Origin of the sequence: Enterococcus sp. AZ177 (assembly GCF_050544585.1) — a bacterium.
GTDB classification, from domain to species: Bacteria; Bacillota; Bacilli; order Lactobacillales; family Enterococcaceae; genus Enterococcus_L; species Enterococcus_L plantarum.
Window position 1 is genome coordinate 1,949,223 of record NZ_CP172944.1, and the last position, 17,419, is coordinate 1,966,641.

Genomic DNA, 17,419 nt, shown 5'->3' on the forward strand with positions numbered 1-17,419 from the left:
TTTATCACCCCTTATAAGTATCTATTTGGATATTCGATTGTCAATTTAAAGTCGCTATCTTTCGCTTGGATATACAACGGTTCTTTAGGATAAATGTAAAAATCATTCATCGGTCTAATCATTGGTTTACCATTTTTAGTGATGTTGAATGTTTCAGTGTCTATGACGATTGTTGCATTATCAAAATCACCTAAATCAACTGTATCATTACGTGTTTTTATCCAAACACCACGACCAGTACCTTTTATCGTGATCGTAGGTTTAACTTTCATTCCTTCTACTGTTGGGTATACTTCGATCGGTTTAGATTCTGTTCCATCGTCCCCTATCAAATAGGATCTATTTTGGAATGTTATCATAGTTGATCCCCAATAAGCTCCGCCTTCAATGATAATAGGCATGTCAACCGCACCTGACCCTGTATTTCCCATTAAGTAATTAGACTGGAAGGTAATAACTGTTGATCCCCACATCACTGAAGTTGCATCGCTCTTAGTATACTTATAGGGATCACCACACCTAAGCGTGAATGTGCTAATACACCAGTTTATGCCTGGGTCTACTGGATCAATAGACGATTTTGTTCCCTGAAAATACATTTCAGGCTCATCATTGAACCAAAGCTTGACTTCTTTTTCAGAATATAGAGCCACGTTCAACTTATTAAATTTATCTCTGAACTCCGAATCATTTTCTGCTTTCAGATAAAATTGGACAACAATTTCACGTGCTGGAATTCGGTTATAGATATGTCGTTCTCCGTCACGTATTCCAAGTTGTGCATATTCATTTGCAGTTTCAAAAAGTTCTCTACCTTGTACATTCAGCGTGCGATAACCCGGAATGATATCTTCTAAGAATGTTCCTCCAAAATTCAAAGCTTCTGATGGCAAACCTTGTAATGGAGATTCGCATTGGAATTTTAGAAGAGGAGAAATCTGTTCAATCATATTCGTTTCCTCCCCTTTCTTCCGTCAGCTTTGTCTTGTCTTTGTTGTAATGCTATCGCTATTTTATCAATATCAGCATCTTCTCTGACAATAAAAGTCGCACCGTCATTCATTCCTCTGTAGTCGTAAACTACGGACCCAGAATCAACACGATTGTTTGTTACAACATTTCGTTTGGCGGATTCTTTAGCATACTTCATACTTATATCATGAGGAATAACTTGTGTTCCTGATGGTAACATGGCTAATTCTCCACGACCACCCTCGTTCATCCGTGCAAAACCACCTTTGAATGAAGTCGAGCCAGATTGTAAGTAAGGAATTTCTCCTATATTTACGCCTTGTCCGCCAATTCCTGGGACCCAGTCTGGGACTTTCAAATTGTTTAACCCTCCGATAAATCCATTCACCAATCCTATAACTAAATTTAACGGTGTTTTGATCACGGTGACTAAACCTTCAAATATACCACCAGCAATACTGACTAATCCATCCCAAGCTCTTCCCCAGTCGCCTGTAAACACACCAGCTATAAAATCGATGATCCCCGTAAATACTGGTTTTAATGTATTGTTCCATATATTTCCAATAGCACTAAAAGCTACATTGACAACTTCTTTAATTATATTGAAGTTGGTTTGAAAAGCTGGTACCAAAACAGTTTCTATCACAGTTTTTATCAACTCAAATATAGGTTTAAGTAAACTTTCCCATATTTGCTTTATTGCACCAACGACAGTTGCAAAAACGTCACTAATCATTGGCATTGCAACTTTCACACCATCTACCAACCATTGAACAACCGGTAGCATTGCAACAAATACTGGTTTTAGGACTGTCTCCCAAAGCGTTTTAATAATATCCCATACCGTTTGAATTGCAGGTAAAAATATATTCTGAAAATTATCTACAATCATTGGAATGACAGTATTTACTATTAAGTCTAGCATCATATCGAATACTGGTTTCAACACTGAATTCCACATGTCTGCTACGACTTGAAAGACGGTTGTAATTATTTCTTGAATCGCTGGCCAAACTTCAGCCATGGATGTTTTTATCTGTTCCCATAATTCCAACATTTTATTTCGGAATTCTTCGTTCGTAGCCATTAGATATGCAAATCCAGCAACTAAAGCGACAATCGCTGCAGTTATCAATCCAATTGGGCTAGCTAAAAATCCAATAACTTTGATCAAACTTCCAAATCCTGTAACGAGCGGACCTATAATTTTTAATGCGGGACCAATTCCTAAAGCGAAGGCAGCTCCCATTCCTGCACCTTTTAGAATTACATCCTGGACAGCCGGAGACAAACTATCAAATTTTGCCTTCAGTTCTTGAACAGTTGTGATGACTTTTTGAAAAGATTCTCCGAATTTTACACCTAAGTCTCCTGCAATAGCTTCAACAGACCCGAGCTTTGTATTAAAGTCCGCAAGCATAGGTTTTAATGTAGAGAAGAAGCCTCCACCTTTACCACCAGCATCTAAGAAGTTGGCGCCAATACGACCAATGGAAGCACCAATGTTAGCTATCGTTGATTTGAATGAATTTTGACCCATGATTTGAGCTGCACCGCCAATATTTTTTTCAATGGCATTCATAAACATTTCGGATGATATTTCACCAGACGAAGCCATATCTTTAATATCGGAAGCGGCAACACCAGCAGCTTCCCCTAACCATTGATAAATCGGTAAACCTCGATCGGATAGTTGCTCTAAGTTCTCAGTCATCGCTCGTCCACTCGTTGTAACTTTATTGACGATTGAACCCATTTCAGACATGGAAGTTCCAGCAATAGCCGCAGCGTCTGCAGTGAGTGACAAATAGCGAGTTAACTCCTCGCCTTGTTTAACGCCTGCTGCGGTTGCTCCTGCTGCAGTCGTTGCCGCTTCTGCCATCCCAAATGCTGTTCCCTTTACGGACGTCGTAGCAGATTGCATGATCTTATCAACAGTTCCTGCATCGTGACCCAAACCCATTAGCTTTGCTCTTGCATCATCAATTCCAGTCAAACGATCAAATCCCTTAACTAGAGCGATGCCTGCCAGAGCGCTTGTTGCAACCATTGCTGGTTTAGTGATTTTACTGGTTAATGTACTTCCCACTCCGCTGATGCTTTTACCAATAGATTGCATTTTAGAACCTGCATCAACTATTTTGCTTTGAAGACTTTCGATAGAACTTTTAGCTTCGGATATAGCACCTTTAAAACCAGAAGAGTCACCTGTGATTTTTGCACTAAGAGTATAATCAGCCATCTAGTCCCCTCCTCTCGGCGTTATTAATCCGTTAGCATGGTAAATTTGATCAACCCAAGATTTTCCATCTCGATCTTCAACTTCCATAACCACATTAATTGCTTTTTCATTAAAATCGACATCAGCTTTTGCTTGTTTTCTCTTAAATAACTCTTGAAACTTAGACCCTTTTTTGCGCATGGCGTTTGAAACAGCGTTAAAAACAGAATCTCTTAAATAAGTAAAGTCCGTTATCGTCTTGCGCTCAAATTCTTTACGTATAAAGGCTTTTTCTGTTTCTGTCAATGCCATGTAATCTGTTTTAGAATAACCAAAATTAACAACAAAAAAAGCCAAATCAATTTCACTTTGATATGGCTCTGCTAATTCTTTTCTCTTTTTCTCTTCTGGAGTGTTCGCTGGACTAGTGTCCCAGTACTCGTAATCGACGAGTTCTATTGGAATAAAAAACCCATATCCTCTTGCAATTTAGTTGTAATCATTCCATTAACAGTCAATGCACCGTTTGCTTCAACGAACGGCTCAAACATGGCCATTGCTTTTTTCTGCGGAACGGCTTTTAAACCTTTAGTTTCTACTAGACCTATACTGAACAATGTTTCCATCATCTGTAACGACAACACGCCATCATTTTTGACAGCTTCAGCATTTACGCTCTTTCCTGTCAATTTTTCAATTGTTTTAATTTTTTGAAAGTTAAAACGTAATTCATAAATCGTGCCTTCGACTTCAAATTGACCCTCTTGTAATTCTTGCAATTCTGATTTACTCATTATTTTTCGCCTCCAGATTTATTTTCTTCAGAAGAGACCGTTTCTCCTGGTAGTTGGTTGGCATCCTTATCGGCTAAATCAACTAATGCACCCATGCCGTCTAATTTAATGGAATAAGTCATCGCATCGTCAAAAGGTGCCTCAAAAGAATAATCAGTTACGATACACAAGCCGCCGAACATTCCTTTTTTCGCTTGCATATCCAATACTTTAATACAAACGGGATCATCTCCATCAAAATATTTACTTAACTCTGTGTGTGATTCATCAGAGCGAACATATAATCCATCATTATCAATAGACCATTCTTTCATCCCACCGATTTTTGATTTCCAACCGCCTTTGGTGTCTTTTGAAGTGATTTCAATTGAATCTTTTGAGCGATTGATTGTCAGTCCTTGTTGACCTGCCACAGCAAGCAATTTATCTCCTGTAGTATTGAAAATAGCAAGTAAAATATTTTTACCTGCCACTGCTTTAGTTGCTACTGAAGACATATCACAATATAATTCATTTTCAAAGCCTGTTACTTCTGGCATATTATTTCCTCCTATATTTTCATTTTAAAACCATACGTTACAGTTAATGCGTAGCCAATAACTACATGTCTGACGTCATCTTCTTCCTGCAATATCCTCTGAACTCCTTCTGGCCTCTGCAATAGTAAGTCATAACCTTCTGGCAATTTTACAGATACAGTCATAGCTTCCCGAATTTTGTCAGCAAGATCAAAAACGGGAACAGAACTCTCAGAACCATCAGCCCAGCCATGAATATAGATAATATATTTATCTTTCCACATTGTTTTTGATGGAACAGGCTCAACCCCTACAACTTCAACATTAACGAATGGAATACCCTGATTTTTAGGAACATAATCTAAGATTGGTAAATCTTTAATCGTTTGTCTCAATAAATCCAAAACACCCGACAATAAATCAGATAAAGCTAGTTGCTCAATCATTAGATCACTCCTTTAATTTATTTTTCAAATCTTGTTTATAGATTTCTTTTTGCGTGTCTACGTTACTTTTAAAGAAAAATTGACCTGGAAGAAACTGTCCGTTTCTTAATCGATGACCAAACTCAACATGCGGTCCATAATCCTTCGTATAGCCGACTTCTTCACCAGTATATGACATAGATATTCTTAGTTCGCTTGTGTCTACTGGTGTCCCTCCTGGCTGTTGTCCTCTGGTGTAAATATCACGCATCTGTTTTTTTTGAACATTTGTTAAATCTAGTTCAGATTTCTTCCGAAGTTCTTGCTCAAGCGCTGCCGTCCCTTCCATATGCATTCCCCAAACCATTTAATCACTTCCCATAAGATATAACAGATAAAATACGCCAACGGTCATCGTCTTCACCTTTGATATCTTCAATTGAAAATGTTTCGCCTTTTAGAACCAAATGTGAAGCTTGCAAAAGGTATTTCCTATCCAAAGTAGTAATCACTTTTTGCATCTTCTTCGAAATGATACGACTATCTAAAGCAATCTCTTGAACAGTCCAAATGCTTTTTCTACCTTCTCCTTTTTTAAAGGTAGTAAGTTCATATGTCGGGTTACCAAGTTTATCCAATCCTGTTTTTTCTCTCTTTTTAAGCGTGACCTCAAACAATCTCATATAAACCACATCTTTCCTGCATTTCCTTGATCATCATCTAATGTATTTTTATAATTAGAAAACTCTCGATCGTATTCAGAAAGAAGCCCATTAACAAACGTAATACTCATAACATCGACATTTTCGCTTGAGATACCTTCATGGTATTTTCTACGGTACATAGCAAGAACCACATCCACAGCAATAGAGTTTAGCGCATCGGGAAATGATTCCAAACCTGCATATAAAACAATACGATCTATAGCAGTTATGATATATTCTTCAACTAGTTGTAATTTGTCCGCAAGTTCTGGCTCACGGACAATTACACGTTCTTTTATATCAGTCACAAGGAATCAACTCCCTATTTTGTTGATTTAGATTCTGGTTCAGTTGTTGGCTCTGTAATGGTTGTTTCTACAACGCCATTCAATACTTCTGTAAATAACTGAATCCCTTCAACCGCTACCGTTTCAACTGTTAAGTTTTTCAATTCATTACCATGAGTCACGCCGATCAACCCAGATTCATCACTCGTCAAGCCAAACGCGGTTGCCATTTCAGATGAAGAAACATCTTTATTTGCTAAAACGATGTTGTTCACTGCGGTAGTGTAGACTTTTCCTTCTGGAATACTGTCAAACACTAAAACAGTTTGATTTAGAAAACCAGTCAACAGAGTAAAACCGTAAGCTGTAGAAGGTCCAGATTGAATCGGAGCTTCTCCTAAGTATTTCGCTACGTCCATCGCACTGACGAAAGATACCATTGGTACATTCCCACGGAAGAATGTCTTTGCTTTTGCCCATCCTAAAGATAAAGCTTTTTGGAAGCCTTCTGCATCCTGTTTAGTCGGTGCAGTTCCTAAATAAGCAAAAAATTGAGATTTAATAGCATCTTGGATTTCTTCTAAAATTTCACGATCTGTTTCATTTACTGCCATATCATAGCCGTGTCGATCAATCGCTTCAGCAGATACTACTTTACGATATTTATGGAATGGAATGACAAATTCACGGTCCTTTTTACGTTCAATTTTAGATAAAGGAATAGTTTCCCCTTCACCGACTGCATTATCCGCTGCCATGGTTCGTACCCATTTGTATGTTTGGACTTTTTGATCCTTTGTTAAAGGCATACGACGTGTAACACCCAATACTTGCAATAGTTCTTCAATCGAGTACCCGAACAAATTGACAAAATCAATTGATTTGATATCTCCTAATCCATCAGTTGTTGTTAAATTAGTTTCTGCTGCAAAGTACTGTAAATTCATGTTCATTAATTTCCCTTTGTTTACTTTTGACAAATTTTTCATGTGTGATTCCTCCCAATTATTTTCTGAATAAATGAATATTTTCTTTTATAGCTTGTTGTCGTTTGGTGTAATCTGTAATTTTCATAATCTCATCTTTTGTCATTTGTTTACCTGGTGTTAGGTTAACTTTTGGGGCTGTTCCAGATAAAGCGGCTTTTGTTTTTTCTTCTGCTTTCTTGTCGATAAGCGAAATAAATGAATTTACCGCTTGCTGTGTGTCCTCTGCTGTGTCTTTAACAACAAAGTTGAGTGTTTCATCATCGGATGTGATAGAAGCCTCAGAAAGCATTTTAGATGCTTCTTTTGACATTGCGGTAAAATTGTCTTTTTTCTCAAGCTCAGCAATACGATCTAACAATTTTTGTTTCTCATGTTCAGTTTTTTCGTCTTCATTCATAGTTGCGAGACGATCAGCTTCTTTTTGTTTCGCTTCTTGTTCTTTCTGCCACTTTGCTTTTCTACCCTTGATGATTGAATCAACATCATTATCATCTTTAAAACCAAATTTTTCTTTAATGGCTATCAGTTGCTCTTCATTCAATTCCTCTACATTTAGTTCGTTCGTAGATGTTTCAAGATTATCCGGAGTATCTTGTACATCATTTTCTGCGAAGAATTGTAGATTCATTGGTAATAATTTGTTGTATTTCATTATACTTTTACTCCTTCCATTGCTTTTAACGTGGATCAATGCTTGCACTTCCATAGCTTTTAATGTCATCAATGCTTGGACAATACAAAAAGCCCTAAACAGTTTCAGGACCAAATATTTCTTTTATCGTATTTATGTTTTCAGTGGGGAAGATCATTTGCTCACCATCATCAACAATAATTCTGATAAATTTAGGCGGCGCTACTTCAAGTAATCTTTCTATCGTTTGGCTGTCTATTAGGCATTCAATTTCTTCGAATGCACCTTCTTCTTCGTCCGAACCATTCCAATATATGAGCTGGTAATATTTGAGCGCTTCAAACTGCTGGCTCATATTGTTCTCTCAGTTCGGACATTCTTTTTTCGATGACTTTCTGCATTGAATTTTTAGTAACTTGATTAATTGTTTTTTGTTGCTTCTTGATCATTTTACGTAAGGATTCATCTGAAAAATAAATAGTCACTTTAAAATTGCATAGTTCACACTCAAAGAAATGCCGTTGAATATCCTCGGAAACTTCTTCAATCGTTTGAACAAGATGGGTTTTTCCTCCACAAGATTCGCAATTATATAAACGATCAGACATTTTTACCCTCCATTTCTTTCCGATACTTCTGTAAATCGACTAGTCCTTTTTTTACGTTTTTTCTTAATCTCTTTATTGAGTGATTCAGATATTTTTACATCATTCTCAATAGGAACTATCGTAGATCGACAAAAGCTATGCATCGGTGGTGCGTTAATTCCTGGTTTATAATCTTTAAAATTAAAAAACTGTTTATTTAATTTCCTACAAATCTTGCTTGTACGATCATCAATGATTGAAGTATACTGATACCTCAAGATACCATCTTCCATAAAAGCCTGTGCATTAGCTGTATTCATAAAGAAAGCCGATTCCGTCCACACTAGCCGTTTGGCATAGAATTTGCCAGTATTTAAACGTTGCATTAAAGACTTAATCATCGCATCATAATTTTTACCAGCAATGATTCCGTCTTTTAAATCATTAATCAGCCAATTTCTCAGCGTGTCTTTATTATCCCAAATACGATCAGAATAGTTTTTCTCATTGAACCACTTATCGGATAAAGCTTGCTGAAGTATAGAATTATTGATACTAAAAAAACTCGAAGTATTCTTCAAGTTTCTCATTGTAGCTTCATATCCGTATTTATAAGACAATTTTAGATATTCAGTCATTAAATTCTGCTCGATCAGTCCTAGTTCAGCCATTTTCATCCTAACGGACATTTGCAGCCCTTCTAGGCGGTTCAGTTTATAAATGTTGTTTCTGATTGGCAATAAGTTGGCATGTTCAGGATGGTTCTGAACAAAGCTATCAAAGTCTTTGAATATTTCCTCACGTTCCGAATCGCTTAACTCCGCCATCATCGTTCTATATTCCAGAATGTCATCTGATCCATATTTTTGATAATAATAGGCAATTTCTTTCTCTAATTCCCTTTGAAGACGATCATATTCTTTGGCTAATTTTCCGCTGAACTTTTCATCTTTCTTATCTAAACCAGCTATTAATGCATCTTGCCGTTTTCTCCAATAATCATTCTTCATCTAGATCACTTCTTTGACTACGATTGAAATCATCTGTAACTGGACCGCCTGTTTCTTGTCTCATTTGCCGAGCAACTTCTTTTGGATCTCTTATACTTGAAACAAAGGCAATACGGTCTTCAAGTGGCAATAACCCAGCTGCTGCTTGAGCTGTTTCAACTTCACTAGCAGTATCTCGCGGAATATTCCTGTGAAACGTATATTCTAAGTTTATCCACTCGTCTTTTTGACTTGCTGGTATATTCGTTGGCAACTGAAATATCATTTTAAAGCGTTGGTTCATTCCAGAAGTGAATTTTCTTTCCGCTGCCAACGCTAAGTTTTCCATTTCCTGTAATTTGAATGAAAGACCGACACCCGAAGTGTTTCCGAATGTTTCACTATTCAGGTTCGTTACCATAGCCATTTGATAAATCAAACGTTCTAACCGATCTAACAAGTGTTCTTGCGATTGATCACCATCTGGCTTTTGAAGAAACTCAACCACAATGTTCTTTATCTGTTCCGGATTGTCAGTACCAAAGAAATTAATAATACGGTTATCTCTGATATTTTGAATCCCTTTTTTATCTAACTGCACGCCTAGAATAGCAAGATAGGCATCAGCGAAGTAATCCACATCATTGGCTTTTTCTGAAATACCTTTATTAAATGCATTAATCATTGAAATAACATTTTCAAAAATTCCTTTTCTTTCTTCGTTAAAAATATATTCAACGACTGGTACATCATGATAATAGTGTGGTACTTCATCAATTAATTCATACCCACGACCACCTTGAACAAAATAAATAATTTTATCTCGAGTATAAATTTCACCTTCTAATCGGTTATCATCATTTAAGTAATAACGAACTGCAAATAGCTTTCTTTGGGCGATTGATTTGTCATAAACCATAAACATATCTAATGGATCATTATAAGTGATTTGAGTTCGTGCCTCTTCGTCCTGCCACAGAAATTCGTACGCTCTACCAAAGATACTAACTTTCTTAGATAGTTCAGCGTTATTGTCATTCTGATCATTCAATTTCAGTATCTGATTAATCCGTTCTGACAAATCAGGTGAATCGTGACTAACGCTAATAGGCTTACCGATAAAGTAACCGTTAAACGTTTCTGCGATATATTCGGCAAAGTTTACTACAATGCGGTTGTCGGGCTTGTAAGCATCTTTTCGAGGCTGATCAACAATGCTGTGCCGTCCTCTATACATTTGTTTCAGCATTTCATATCTTGGTATTTCTTTCTTGTGTAAGTTGATATATTTCGCTAATAATTTGTTGTCAATTTCAACATCAGACTTACACGTCATCACTTCTGGTAAAGGAAAGTACCAGTCGTTGTTGCTTACATACATCAAATTCCCCCTTTCATAAATTGCATACCAATTACTGTCGGTTCATAGAAAGCCATTATTACTGCCTCAGCTCTATCCGGTGAAGGTAGACCCCTTTTTTTCATTTCTTTTTTTCGTTCAATCAGAACTTTCCCTTTTGAAGTCAATGAATAGCGCCTGATTGATAATTGACCCATCAAATCATCATCTTTCGGCAAGATAATGTCGTCTAAATAATCATCTTTGAATTTTCCATACATCAGAGAAATGATTCCGTCATACTCTTTATTCCCTTTACTAGCAAAATTGATAGGATGAACGGATAGCCATTCAAGGTCGTCCTCATAAATGATTTCTCTCAATCGATCGGTAACACCGCCACCAACACCAGTATCATCAAGTTTAATGCGTATGTTGTGACTTGGGTAAAGATCATGATATTTGTTCGCTTCTTTCAAAGCCATTCCTACAGTTTTCATAAGGTTCTGACCTTGAAAGCTTTTTAGTGGCAAACAAATAGCCCCTAATCGAATAGCTAGGACTGTCTCATCGTCACCAAATCTGGCAACGTCCAGCCCTAAATCAATAGGCGCATGATTAGGAATGTTATATAAATTTTCTTTTGAATCAATCAGTTCATATTCTTCGGGTAACTCTCGATTAATTGCTGCTTCAACTGCTGACAATGAGATCCAAGCGTTCGGTTCGCCGAGAGGGAAATCACCATAGACACGAACACGAACAACGTCACTCTCTGGACCATAACGGCGAATCAATCGTTCAATATTTCTCTTATTGGTCCTGGAACTTTCGAGAGAAGAAACTTTTCTAGTTTTCCAGTCTGCTCGATCTTTATGAAATGCATCATAAAAAATTCCGCTTGTTTTTGTCGGGTTAGCCATCATTATAATTTTATTGTGTTCACCCGTAAGCGTTCCAAGAATAGCTTCCATGATGTTATCATCAATCCCAGAAGCTTCATCGACAACGAATAACATGTAGTCTTCATGGAATCCTTGCATGTTCTCAGGTTTTGTCGCCGTTCTTGCTGTAGCAAACCAGCGCTCTTCATTCCCAATCATATAAACTTTCGTTTTAGTCCATTTAAGGATGTTCTTGATCTTAGAAGCATTTAGCCATTTAGCCACCTCAGCCCAAAGCACATCGTTTAACTGTTGCATTGTCGGTGCTGTACATATTACTTTCGCATTCGGGAAACAAACGAGATACCACAAAATAATAATTGCCTCGATAGATGTTTTACCAACACCTTGTCCAGATCGGATAGCAACTTGCGGATTGTCACGTACATCGTTTAATGCTTCATGCTGCCACTCATCAGGAACGAACCCTAGCGCTTGTTTTGCGAAGATAACAGGATTTTTACGCCAGATGATAATGAGTTTTTTCATTGCTTTTTTATCCATCTGCAACACCTATTTCCTGTTCAGCTTCTGTTACCATTTCAGCCCATTCAATAGCATCCGCATTCTTGCCTCCACCTTTTAAAGTGTCTATCTGACTTTGCATTAATTCGAGTTTCAGTTTCCTCTCGTCTTGTTCATCAGCAATAGCAACAAATTGCTTGATCAGATTAGACAGTGTACCCATCGCTCTAGATTGAGCTGAAAGGAAATTAGCTTGCTTGTCCCATGCATATTGATATTCACGCTTCTCTGATCGTTTAACAGGCATATTCGTTTGCTTATCTAAAAGGGTAGGTTCGACAACAACCTCAGTTACGTTTGATGTTGTATCTAACTCATCTTGCACAAACATAATGCGCTGTGACCGTATGATCGCTGTATACTGAATCATAATATTATTCCAGATGATGTCTGCTGGCTCAGATGTATAAATCTCCTGCAACAGCTCTCTAGTATCATCTGGTAACCATTTAGCGAAAAGACCATGAGACACTGCATTTTTATTCTTAGGAGGCGCTGCACCGCCCTTATTCCCTTTAGCGTTATTGTTCCCTTTAGCTGATTGGTAACGCTCCGTTTCATTCGTAACGTTACTATTGTCATTCGGTGCGTTCCTTTTAAGTTCTTCATCCCATTTATCTTGAGATTTCCATTTACGAATCTGAGAATCAGAACAACCTAATTCTTCTGCAATATCTTTTAGTTTCTTCATTCCTCCAGAGCCAAGCCATATCTCTTTAGCCTTCTCTCTGTTCGGATTTCTAGCTCTAGCCATCCATATCACACCACCTCACTTTTTCGTGTTTGTTTTGTAAAACTAAAACAACCGCCACGAATGACGGTTAGTTACTTAAATTTCTTATTGATGTAAATTAATAATCCTAATGAAGTTACACACCACATAGAGCTAAATGCAATTCCTATTAACAGCAACTCATTAATTCCTATCCTGTTCCCTCCAAACAAAAAGACCACTCAATGAGTGATCTAGATTTTAAATTTACCAGACGGATCAATGAAATTATTGATTGCTCTATCTAGTTTAATTCCTTTTAGTTTGTTATCCATCACATTTTTTGCACCAATCAGTTCGATGCTACTTATATCTTTTTTGTTGGCTAATCTCTTTACATACATTGCTTGGCCTTTTAATATTGCTTCTTGCAACATAAAATCATCTCCTTTATGTAATATAAAAAGCCACCGCTTATGCGATGACTATATAGGCGCAAAGCACCCGGATAATTAAATTAGTTGTCTCAGTGTTTTGCCGTCATCATTTAATAGCCAAACTTGCGAGATAACATATTCTTTGAATTCTTCTGCTACATCAGCATCAAACGAATAATCAATCTCACCTTTCGCAAATGATCGGACTTTTCCGTCGTTGAACTCTACCATTACAAAATCCTCACAACAATTTGTCCGTTTAACACCATCTGCTATATCTGTCCGCAACGTAGCTTCTTTTCCTTCACCGATATCAGCTTTTAAAAATTTGTCGATTTGTAATAACATGTCAATATTCCTCTCTCTCTGTCTATTTTCTAAATCACCCACAGGCTGTAAACTAGGTATTTGCCTGTGAGTGAAATCTCTCTGTCAACGGTTGATTTAAGAACGGCACTATGTGAGTAGTCTATTCTTTATCTCTCCATCAACTTAGCGGAAACAAGCCAGACACCAAATACTGAAAAGTTGAATTAGCTTTGATATTTTTGTGTAGTTGTCTTTTGTTTAATGTTTGGTTTATTTCCACAATATCATTATACAATGGAAAATGTTGCGTTGTGGCAAGTGCTTTGCAACCGAAATGCAACTACTACTTAATCTCCAATGCTTCAACGCCGTATAGTAATATTGAAAATTCATTGATTGCTTCTTTAATCTGATTGTTAGCTGCTTGCCTAGAGATATCATAGTAACTGGCTATCGCCTCATCACTTAGCTTCGTGCCAAAATATTTCTTCTTCAGTAGCTCATACCCGCGACTTTGATTTTCATTACAAATTCTTTCATATTCACCTAAGCAATTTATAACATGATGCATTATCTTTACTGTCTTTGCCCTGTTCTGCATCAATGCGCTTAGCGTTAAATACTTATGATTCCAGAACGTTTCTTGATCACCAATCAATTGATTCTCTACTGTTTGGACATGAGCTTTTAACTTATCATAGTTTTTAAGCAGCAATCTTGTATTATGAAAAGCATATTGCCTCATTTTTTCAAATTCATTCTGTTGTTCTCTGGTTAGTCTAATCGTGATTTTATCTGCTAGTATATCTAGTTGTTCATCTGATAGTTCAGTAATTTTACTCAATCCGCTATCCCTCCTGTACTTTAACAACTTTCTGAACCGCTTTACACTCCATAGCCCACTTGATGGCTGCCTTTCTAGTTGGCTGTTCAAGTGTCAGTGTCCCAAAGTCACCCTTGTGTGATTTGCAAATTAGTTTGTAAGTTTTCATACCTCTACCTCCTCCACCTCACTATGTCCACACAGCAAAGAGTCTTGTTTCCAAATCCCGCCGCCGTTTTCAATCTCCAATTGATGCCTGTCAGCTTTGGGGAAATACAGGATCACACAATTCTTACCGACAGACTTTACTTCTAGTAGTTGACCAGTATATTTACGTACCCCTGTTCCGATATATTTTACTTTTTCGCCTTTTTTAATCATTGGTTATCACCTGCTTTCATAAATACAATCCAATGAGTTTTCGCTCTTTTGTTGCCGTAAAGAGGTTCGTAATCAATCACCTTTAAAATCTCAGCTAGTTTTATCTGGTCCTCGTTCCACTTAAAAACAAGTGTACCGTTAGTCTTAAGTACTCTCATACACTCGTCAAAACCTTGTTTGATATCGCTTTTCCAATTCGATTCGTCAAGCTTTCCATATTTCTTGGCCAACCAACTATTTTCGCCCACCTTGATTAAATGCGGTGGATCAAATACCACATGATAAAAGCTATTATCATCAAACGGCATGAACCTAAAGTCTGCTACCACATCAGGCTCAACCTTTAATGACCGACCATCGCAGAGAGTATCATCTAGTTGTCGGTTATCCATGTACAGGACATCTTTATTTTGTTTGTCATACCAAAACATACGACTGCCACAACAGGCATCTAATATTTTTTTAGTCACAGCTATCACCATCCAATCTAACAGCAACCGTCCTCTTGCCTTTGTCACGCTTTACATTGCTAGGCGTTGCCCAAAACTCAATCGTTGATTGTTTAACGTTTAGTGCCTCAGCGCATTCTTGTTTTGTGCCTGTGGTGATTAAGTTATCACCTTTGTATATTGAGTAGTCCATCTTTAATCACAAAGGAGTAAAAAGCTTTTTAATGTCGGCCGACAAACCTCCACTCCTTTCTTGGGTTATTCTTCTACAAAATCAATTAATTCGATTCCAATTACATTTTCACCAATTGAGTCCCATTCATCCTCGATTAAACAGGTATCTCCGTCTTCATTGGTTAATTCCATTGAATACCAATCATCACCTAAGTCTTTTAGTTTAATTGGGTTCTCTTTGAATGTTTTATCATAAAAGTCGTCAGGATCAACTTGTAATAGTGCTACACCTTTACAATCACCTCCAACTTCATAGGTCACAAAACCTTTAAATTCAAATGACTGGAAATTCACTTTTATAGTGTGTACTCCACGGCTAATATTTTGATCATAGTTTTCCATCCCTATTCATTCCTTTCGTTAATACTTTTCTCGGCAAAGTTGCCTCATATTTTCACATTCTTTTTTAAACTCTTCGTCGTGATAAGTTATTTCAAAGTCTTCCTCAGCCTCTTCATAAAAGTCTCTGCATAATTCTTCTAGTTCAAAAAACTCTATATCGTAACTATCAAAATTAACTACATAAATATTTCCGTTTTTTTCTAAAATCTCCATATACTCACTATCCATGGTAAAACTTGCTAAGTGTTTAATCATTGTTCTCTACCTCCTGCAGTTCTTCGGCTGTTTGGATGAGTTCAAATTCATCGGCGTTCATATCCTCCCAGCCATAACCGTCAAATCCACTCACACTAATTAAGTTCGATTCGCTAGTTGTCTTTGCGAAAAATAGCTCTCCCTCATACTTCACTATGTCTCGATCACGAAACTCATCCAACTTACGCCCGTGTTTTGCAAACTGCTCGGCACGATGAAACGTTACTATCTGTTCTGCGGTGGCTGGTTTGTCTTCGCACGGAAAATCAATCTCGTAAGTGTCTTCATATAGATCACCGCTGTATAAAGCTAATACAGCCAACCCAACTTCTTTCGTATCAGGATATTCCTCTATTTCAAGAACTTTATAAATTACTTTTCCATCACTGTAATACTCCCCGACCGCAAAGGATGGGGTGCTTTTTTCTTTTTCCATTAATGTCAACATGTTATGGGTCATTCTCAGTAAGTCACCTTCCAAGCTATTCGGAAAATTGTATGATCCATCAAGTTGCATATAAAAATGTTGAAATCTATCTCCGAGTTCTTTTTGATACCATTCTATTGTTTTCTCTGTCATTGTGTTCCCTCCAATATATCTCCAAATTGATACCGCATCGCAAACTGTTGATCTTTGTACGCTTTAAGAGCTGACGTGTCTGTAGCTTTTGATTTTTCCATATTTTGGATAGTAGTTTATGTTGCCCAATAGGTTACTTTTATCTTTTCGACTAGTTCTTTGTATTTTTCTTCGTAATTCATTTTTTTACACTCCTCAAATCACATTTTGTAAATTAACTGATGTAACACTAAGGTCATGAACATCGACATGATACTTTTTACCAGTAGTAACTTGCCCGATCCTAGCTAGAGCCAAGTCAGTCTCTCTTGTGCCAAAAACAAAGCCGCCTTTTTCAAAGTTGTTTAGTAAATAAGAGCGTTCAAATTTATCAGTTTCTCCGTCAAATTCCGTAATCAATATGACGTTTCGAGCAGGAATATATTTTTTTCTTTTGCTCATTCTGCTTCCTCCTCTACTGGTACAGCAAACGCCCTATATTGTTCGCCAACCTTAGTGATTTCTTCATCAGTCAATTCAGCTCTGGCGCCGTCATTTTGCTTCAATAACCACCAGACTTTCCCTTCCGCTCTGTCATAACCTAAATATTGATCTGCGATCGGATCATAAATCCAATACAACTGCTCTTTTTCCACGGTGTAGCCGTCTAGCCATGCACGGGCGAATATCTCTACGTTGTTGTTCATCCAATTAAATAATTTAGGGGACTCCTTGGCATCGAACACATGCATAATAGCAACTCCTAAACCACCAATTTGAAATTGATCTTTTCTCATTTCCAAATATTCCGCCACAAACTCTGGCACCACAACCTTGTCTTGTTGGGTTGGTAGTGATGATTTGTACTCTTTGGCTAACTCTAAAGCATGCCTTATTCCTCCGTTATACCCATCCTCAAAATCCTTATTTATCGATTTACTGCTTACGTTTTCTAGTTCCTCTATCAATTCCTCAATCTTTCCCATGTGT

Annotated in this window: 28 protein-coding genes; all 28 read right to left on the minus strand. The window is 37.3% G+C overall.

What is annotated here, in order from left to right:
* Positions 1 to 11: 11 nt before the first annotated feature.
* Positions 12 to 950 (minus strand): distal tail protein Dit, encoded by a 939-nt coding sequence (locus tag IGJ34_RS09480; RefSeq protein ID WP_430597302.1) that lies wholly within the window; start codon positions 948 to 950, stop codon positions 12 to 14.
* Positions 947 to 3,217, minus strand: coding sequence for a phage tail protein (locus IGJ34_RS09485; RefSeq protein WP_430597303.1), 2,271 nt, complete (start codon positions 3,215 to 3,217; stop codon positions 947 to 949). The genes IGJ34_RS09480 and IGJ34_RS09485 overlap by 4 nt, the downstream gene beginning before the upstream one ends.
* On the minus strand, positions 3,218 to 3,553 hold the full coding sequence (locus IGJ34_RS09490; RefSeq protein WP_430597304.1) for a phenylalanine racemase: 336 nt from the start codon (positions 3,551 to 3,553) through the stop codon (positions 3,218 to 3,220).
* Between the two features lie 98 nt (positions 3,554 to 3,651).
* The gene (locus IGJ34_RS09495) at positions 3,652 to 3,990 is read right to left on the minus strand and encodes a segregation and condensation protein B (RefSeq protein WP_430597305.1); all 339 of its coding nucleotides are present in this window, start codon (positions 3,988 to 3,990) and stop codon (positions 3,652 to 3,654) included.
* The gene (locus IGJ34_RS09500) at positions 3,990 to 4,529 is read right to left on the minus strand and encodes a phage major tail protein, TP901-1 family (protein WP_430597306.1); all 540 of its coding nucleotides are present in this window, start codon (positions 4,527 to 4,529) and stop codon (positions 3,990 to 3,992) included. The genes IGJ34_RS09495 and IGJ34_RS09500 overlap by 1 nt, the downstream gene beginning before the upstream one ends.
* A gap of 11 nt (positions 4,530 to 4,540) precedes the next feature.
* Positions 4,541 to 4,954, minus strand: a complete 414-nt coding sequence (locus IGJ34_RS09505; RefSeq protein WP_430597307.1) for a DUF5072 family protein — start codon at positions 4,952 to 4,954, stop codon at positions 4,541 to 4,543.
* A gap of 4 nt (positions 4,955 to 4,958) precedes the next feature.
* Entirely contained in the window at positions 4,959 to 5,300 is a 342-nt protein-coding gene (locus IGJ34_RS09510) for a hypothetical protein (RefSeq protein ID WP_430597308.1), read from the minus strand.
* 4 nt (positions 5,301 to 5,304) lie between these two features.
* Positions 5,305 to 5,616, minus strand: a complete 312-nt coding sequence (locus tag IGJ34_RS09515) for a hypothetical protein (RefSeq protein WP_430597309.1) — start codon at positions 5,614 to 5,616, stop codon at positions 5,305 to 5,307.
* Positions 5,613 to 5,945, minus strand: a complete 333-nt coding sequence (locus IGJ34_RS09520) for a phage head-tail connector protein (RefSeq protein ID WP_430597310.1) — start codon at positions 5,943 to 5,945, stop codon at positions 5,613 to 5,615. The genes IGJ34_RS09515 and IGJ34_RS09520 overlap by 4 nt, the downstream gene beginning before the upstream one ends.
* A 14-nt stretch (positions 5,946 to 5,959) precedes the next feature.
* Complete coding sequence (locus IGJ34_RS09525; RefSeq protein WP_430597311.1) at positions 5,960 to 6,913, minus strand: hypothetical protein; 954 nt, start codon at positions 6,911 to 6,913, stop codon at positions 5,960 to 5,962.
* A gap of 16 nt (positions 6,914 to 6,929) precedes the next feature.
* Entirely contained in the window at positions 6,930 to 7,565 is a 636-nt protein-coding gene (locus tag IGJ34_RS09530) for a DUF4355 domain-containing protein (protein WP_430597312.1), read from the minus strand.
* A 94-nt stretch (positions 7,566 to 7,659) separates the two neighbouring features.
* Entirely contained in the window at positions 7,660 to 7,899 is a 240-nt protein-coding gene (locus IGJ34_RS09535; RefSeq protein WP_430597313.1) for a hypothetical protein, read from the minus strand.
* Positions 7,883 to 8,152: a hypothetical protein gene (locus IGJ34_RS09540; RefSeq protein WP_430597314.1), complete on the minus strand. Its 270-nt coding sequence runs from the start codon at positions 8,150 to 8,152 to the stop codon at positions 7,883 to 7,885. The genes IGJ34_RS09535 and IGJ34_RS09540 overlap by 17 nt, the downstream gene beginning before the upstream one ends.
* Positions 8,153 to 8,154: 2 nt before the next feature.
* Positions 8,155 to 9,141 (minus strand): minor capsid protein, encoded by a 987-nt coding sequence (locus tag IGJ34_RS09545; protein ID WP_430597315.1) that lies wholly within the window; start codon positions 9,139 to 9,141, stop codon positions 8,155 to 8,157.
* Positions 9,131 to 10,501 (minus strand): phage portal protein, encoded by a 1,371-nt coding sequence (locus tag IGJ34_RS09550; protein WP_430597316.1) that lies wholly within the window; start codon positions 10,499 to 10,501, stop codon positions 9,131 to 9,133. Before IGJ34_RS09550 ends, IGJ34_RS09545 begins: the two co-directional genes overlap by 11 nt.
* Complete coding sequence (locus tag IGJ34_RS09555) at positions 10,501 to 11,892, minus strand: DEAD/DEAH box helicase family protein (RefSeq protein ID WP_430597317.1); 1,392 nt, start codon at positions 11,890 to 11,892, stop codon at positions 10,501 to 10,503. The genes IGJ34_RS09550 and IGJ34_RS09555 overlap by 1 nt, the downstream gene beginning before the upstream one ends.
* Positions 11,893 to 11,899: 7 nt before the next feature.
* Positions 11,900 to 12,682 carry a phage terminase small subunit gene (terS, locus tag IGJ34_RS09560; RefSeq protein ID WP_430597318.1) on the minus strand — a complete coding sequence of 261 codons (783 nt, stop codon included), beginning with the start codon at positions 12,680 to 12,682 and terminating at the stop codon, positions 11,900 to 11,902.
* Positions 12,683 to 12,894: 212 nt separating this feature from the next.
* Positions 12,895 to 13,077 (minus strand): hypothetical protein, encoded by a 183-nt coding sequence (locus IGJ34_RS09565; RefSeq protein WP_430597319.1) that lies wholly within the window; start codon positions 13,075 to 13,077, stop codon positions 12,895 to 12,897.
* A 75-nt stretch (positions 13,078 to 13,152) separates the two neighbouring features.
* The gene (locus IGJ34_RS09570) at positions 13,153 to 13,425 is read right to left on the minus strand and encodes a hypothetical protein (protein WP_430597320.1); all 273 of its coding nucleotides are present in this window, start codon (positions 13,423 to 13,425) and stop codon (positions 13,153 to 13,155) included.
* Positions 13,426 to 13,729: 304 nt separating this feature from the next.
* A complete protein-coding gene (locus IGJ34_RS09575) occupies positions 13,730 to 14,230 on the minus strand; it encodes a hypothetical protein (protein WP_430597321.1) in 501 nt (166 codons plus the stop codon).
* Positions 14,231 to 14,374: 144 nt separating this feature from the next.
* Entirely contained in the window at positions 14,375 to 14,590 is a 216-nt protein-coding gene (locus IGJ34_RS09580) for a hypothetical protein (protein ID WP_430597322.1), read from the minus strand.
* Positions 14,587 to 15,021: a class I SAM-dependent methyltransferase gene (locus tag IGJ34_RS09585; RefSeq protein WP_430598519.1), complete on the minus strand. Its 435-nt coding sequence runs from the start codon at positions 15,019 to 15,021 to the stop codon at positions 14,587 to 14,589. Before IGJ34_RS09585 ends, IGJ34_RS09580 begins: the two co-directional genes overlap by 4 nt.
* 31 nt (positions 15,022 to 15,052) lie before the next feature.
* Positions 15,053 to 15,232, minus strand: a complete 180-nt coding sequence (locus IGJ34_RS09590) for a hypothetical protein (protein WP_430597323.1) — start codon at positions 15,230 to 15,232, stop codon at positions 15,053 to 15,055.
* Between the two features lie 65 nt (positions 15,233 to 15,297).
* Positions 15,298 to 15,615: a DUF5406 family protein gene (locus IGJ34_RS09595; protein ID WP_430597324.1), complete on the minus strand. Its 318-nt coding sequence runs from the start codon at positions 15,613 to 15,615 to the stop codon at positions 15,298 to 15,300.
* An 18-nt stretch (positions 15,616 to 15,633) separates the two neighbouring features.
* Complete coding sequence (locus IGJ34_RS09600; protein WP_430597325.1) at positions 15,634 to 15,870, minus strand: hypothetical protein; 237 nt, start codon at positions 15,868 to 15,870, stop codon at positions 15,634 to 15,636.
* Positions 15,863 to 16,450 carry a hypothetical protein gene (locus IGJ34_RS09605; RefSeq protein WP_430597326.1) on the minus strand — a complete coding sequence of 196 codons (588 nt, stop codon included), beginning with the start codon at positions 16,448 to 16,450 and terminating at the stop codon, positions 15,863 to 15,865. Before IGJ34_RS09605 ends, IGJ34_RS09600 begins: the two co-directional genes overlap by 8 nt.
* 195 nt (positions 16,451 to 16,645) lie before the next feature.
* On the minus strand, positions 16,646 to 16,891 hold the full coding sequence (locus IGJ34_RS09610; protein WP_430597327.1) for a hypothetical protein: 246 nt from the start codon (positions 16,889 to 16,891) through the stop codon (positions 16,646 to 16,648).
* The gene (locus IGJ34_RS09615; RefSeq protein WP_430597328.1) at positions 16,888 to 17,415 is read right to left on the minus strand and encodes a DUF1642 domain-containing protein; all 528 of its coding nucleotides are present in this window, start codon (positions 17,413 to 17,415) and stop codon (positions 16,888 to 16,890) included. The genes IGJ34_RS09610 and IGJ34_RS09615 overlap by 4 nt, the downstream gene beginning before the upstream one ends.
* Between the last annotated feature and the right edge of the window lie 4 nt (positions 17,416 to 17,419).

What these genes read in the sequence shown, in the direction of transcription:
- IGJ34_RS09480 (WP_430597302.1), bottom strand. Translation starts at nt 950, where the DNA reads ATGATTGAACAGATTTCTCCTCTTCTAAAATTCCAATGCGAATCTCCA.
- IGJ34_RS09485 (WP_430597303.1), bottom strand. Translation starts at nt 3,217, where the DNA reads ATGGCTGATTATACTCTTAGTGCAAAAATCACAGGTGACTCTTCTGGT.
- IGJ34_RS09495 (WP_430597305.1), bottom strand. Translation starts at nt 3,990, where the DNA reads ATGAGTAAATCAGAATTGCAAGAATTACAAGAGGGTCAATTTGAAGTC.
- IGJ34_RS09500 (WP_430597306.1), bottom strand. Translation starts at nt 4,529, where the DNA reads ATGCCAGAAGTAACAGGCTTTGAAAATGAATTATATTGTGATATGTCT.
- IGJ34_RS09505 (WP_430597307.1), bottom strand. Translation starts at nt 4,954, where the DNA reads ATGATTGAGCAACTAGCTTTATCTGATTTATTGTCGGGTGTTTTGGAT.
- IGJ34_RS09510 (WP_430597308.1), bottom strand. Translation starts at nt 5,300, where the DNA reads ATGGTTTGGGGAATGCATATGGAAGGGACGGCAGCGCTTGAGCAAGAA.
- IGJ34_RS09515 (WP_430597309.1), bottom strand. Translation starts at nt 5,616, where the DNA reads ATGAGATTGTTTGAGGTCACGCTTAAAAAGAGAGAAAAAACAGGATTG.
- IGJ34_RS09525 (WP_430597311.1), bottom strand. Translation starts at nt 6,913, where the DNA reads ATGAAAAATTTGTCAAAAGTAAACAAAGGGAAATTAATGAACATGAAT.
- IGJ34_RS09530 (WP_430597312.1), bottom strand. Translation starts at nt 7,565, where the DNA reads ATGAAATACAACAAATTATTACCAATGAATCTACAATTCTTCGCAGAA.
- IGJ34_RS09535 (WP_430597313.1), bottom strand. Translation starts at nt 7,899, where the DNA reads ATGAGCCAGCAGTTTGAAGCGCTCAAATATTACCAGCTCATATATTGG.
- IGJ34_RS09540 (WP_430597314.1), bottom strand. Translation starts at nt 8,152, where the DNA reads ATGTCTGATCGTTTATATAATTGCGAATCTTGTGGAGGAAAAACCCAT.
- IGJ34_RS09545 (WP_430597315.1), bottom strand. Translation starts at nt 9,141, where the DNA reads ATGAAGAATGATTATTGGAGAAAACGGCAAGATGCATTAATAGCTGGT.
- IGJ34_RS09550 (WP_430597316.1), bottom strand. Translation starts at nt 10,501, where the DNA reads ATGTATGTAAGCAACAACGACTGGTACTTTCCTTTACCAGAAGTGATG.
- IGJ34_RS09555 (WP_430597317.1), bottom strand. Translation starts at nt 11,892, where the DNA reads ATGAAAAAACTCATTATCATCTGGCGTAAAAATCCTGTTATCTTCGCA.
- terS (WP_430597318.1), bottom strand. Translation starts at nt 12,682, where the DNA reads ATGGCTAGAGCTAGAAATCCGAACAGAGAGAAGGCTAAAGAGATATGG.
- IGJ34_RS09565 (WP_430597319.1), bottom strand. Translation starts at nt 13,077, where the DNA reads ATGTTGCAAGAAGCAATATTAAAAGGCCAAGCAATGTATGTAAAGAGA.
- IGJ34_RS09570 (WP_430597320.1), bottom strand. Translation starts at nt 13,425, where the DNA reads ATGTTATTACAAATCGACAAATTTTTAAAAGCTGATATCGGTGAAGGA.
- IGJ34_RS09580 (WP_430597322.1), bottom strand. Translation starts at nt 14,590, where the DNA reads ATGATTAAAAAAGGCGAAAAAGTAAAATATATCGGAACAGGGGTACGT.
- IGJ34_RS09585 (WP_430598519.1), bottom strand. Translation starts at nt 15,021, where the DNA reads ATGTTTTGGTATGACAAACAAAATAAAGATGTCCTGTACATGGATAAC.
- IGJ34_RS09590 (WP_430597323.1), bottom strand. Translation starts at nt 15,232, where the DNA reads ATGGACTACTCAATATACAAAGGTGATAACTTAATCACCACAGGCACA.
- IGJ34_RS09595 (WP_430597324.1), bottom strand. Translation starts at nt 15,615, where the DNA reads ATGGAAAACTATGATCAAAATATTAGCCGTGGAGTACACACTATAAAA.
- IGJ34_RS09600 (WP_430597325.1), bottom strand. Translation starts at nt 15,870, where the DNA reads ATGATTAAACACTTAGCAAGTTTTACCATGGATAGTGAGTATATGGAG.
- IGJ34_RS09605 (WP_430597326.1), bottom strand. Translation starts at nt 16,450, where the DNA reads ATGACAGAGAAAACAATAGAATGGTATCAAAAAGAACTCGGAGATAGA.
- IGJ34_RS09610 (WP_430597327.1), bottom strand. Translation starts at nt 16,891, where the DNA reads ATGAGCAAAAGAAAAAAATATATTCCTGCTCGAAACGTCATATTGATT.
- IGJ34_RS09615 (WP_430597328.1), bottom strand. Translation starts at nt 17,415, where the DNA reads ATGGGAAAGATTGAGGAATTGATAGAGGAACTAGAAAACGTAAGCAGT.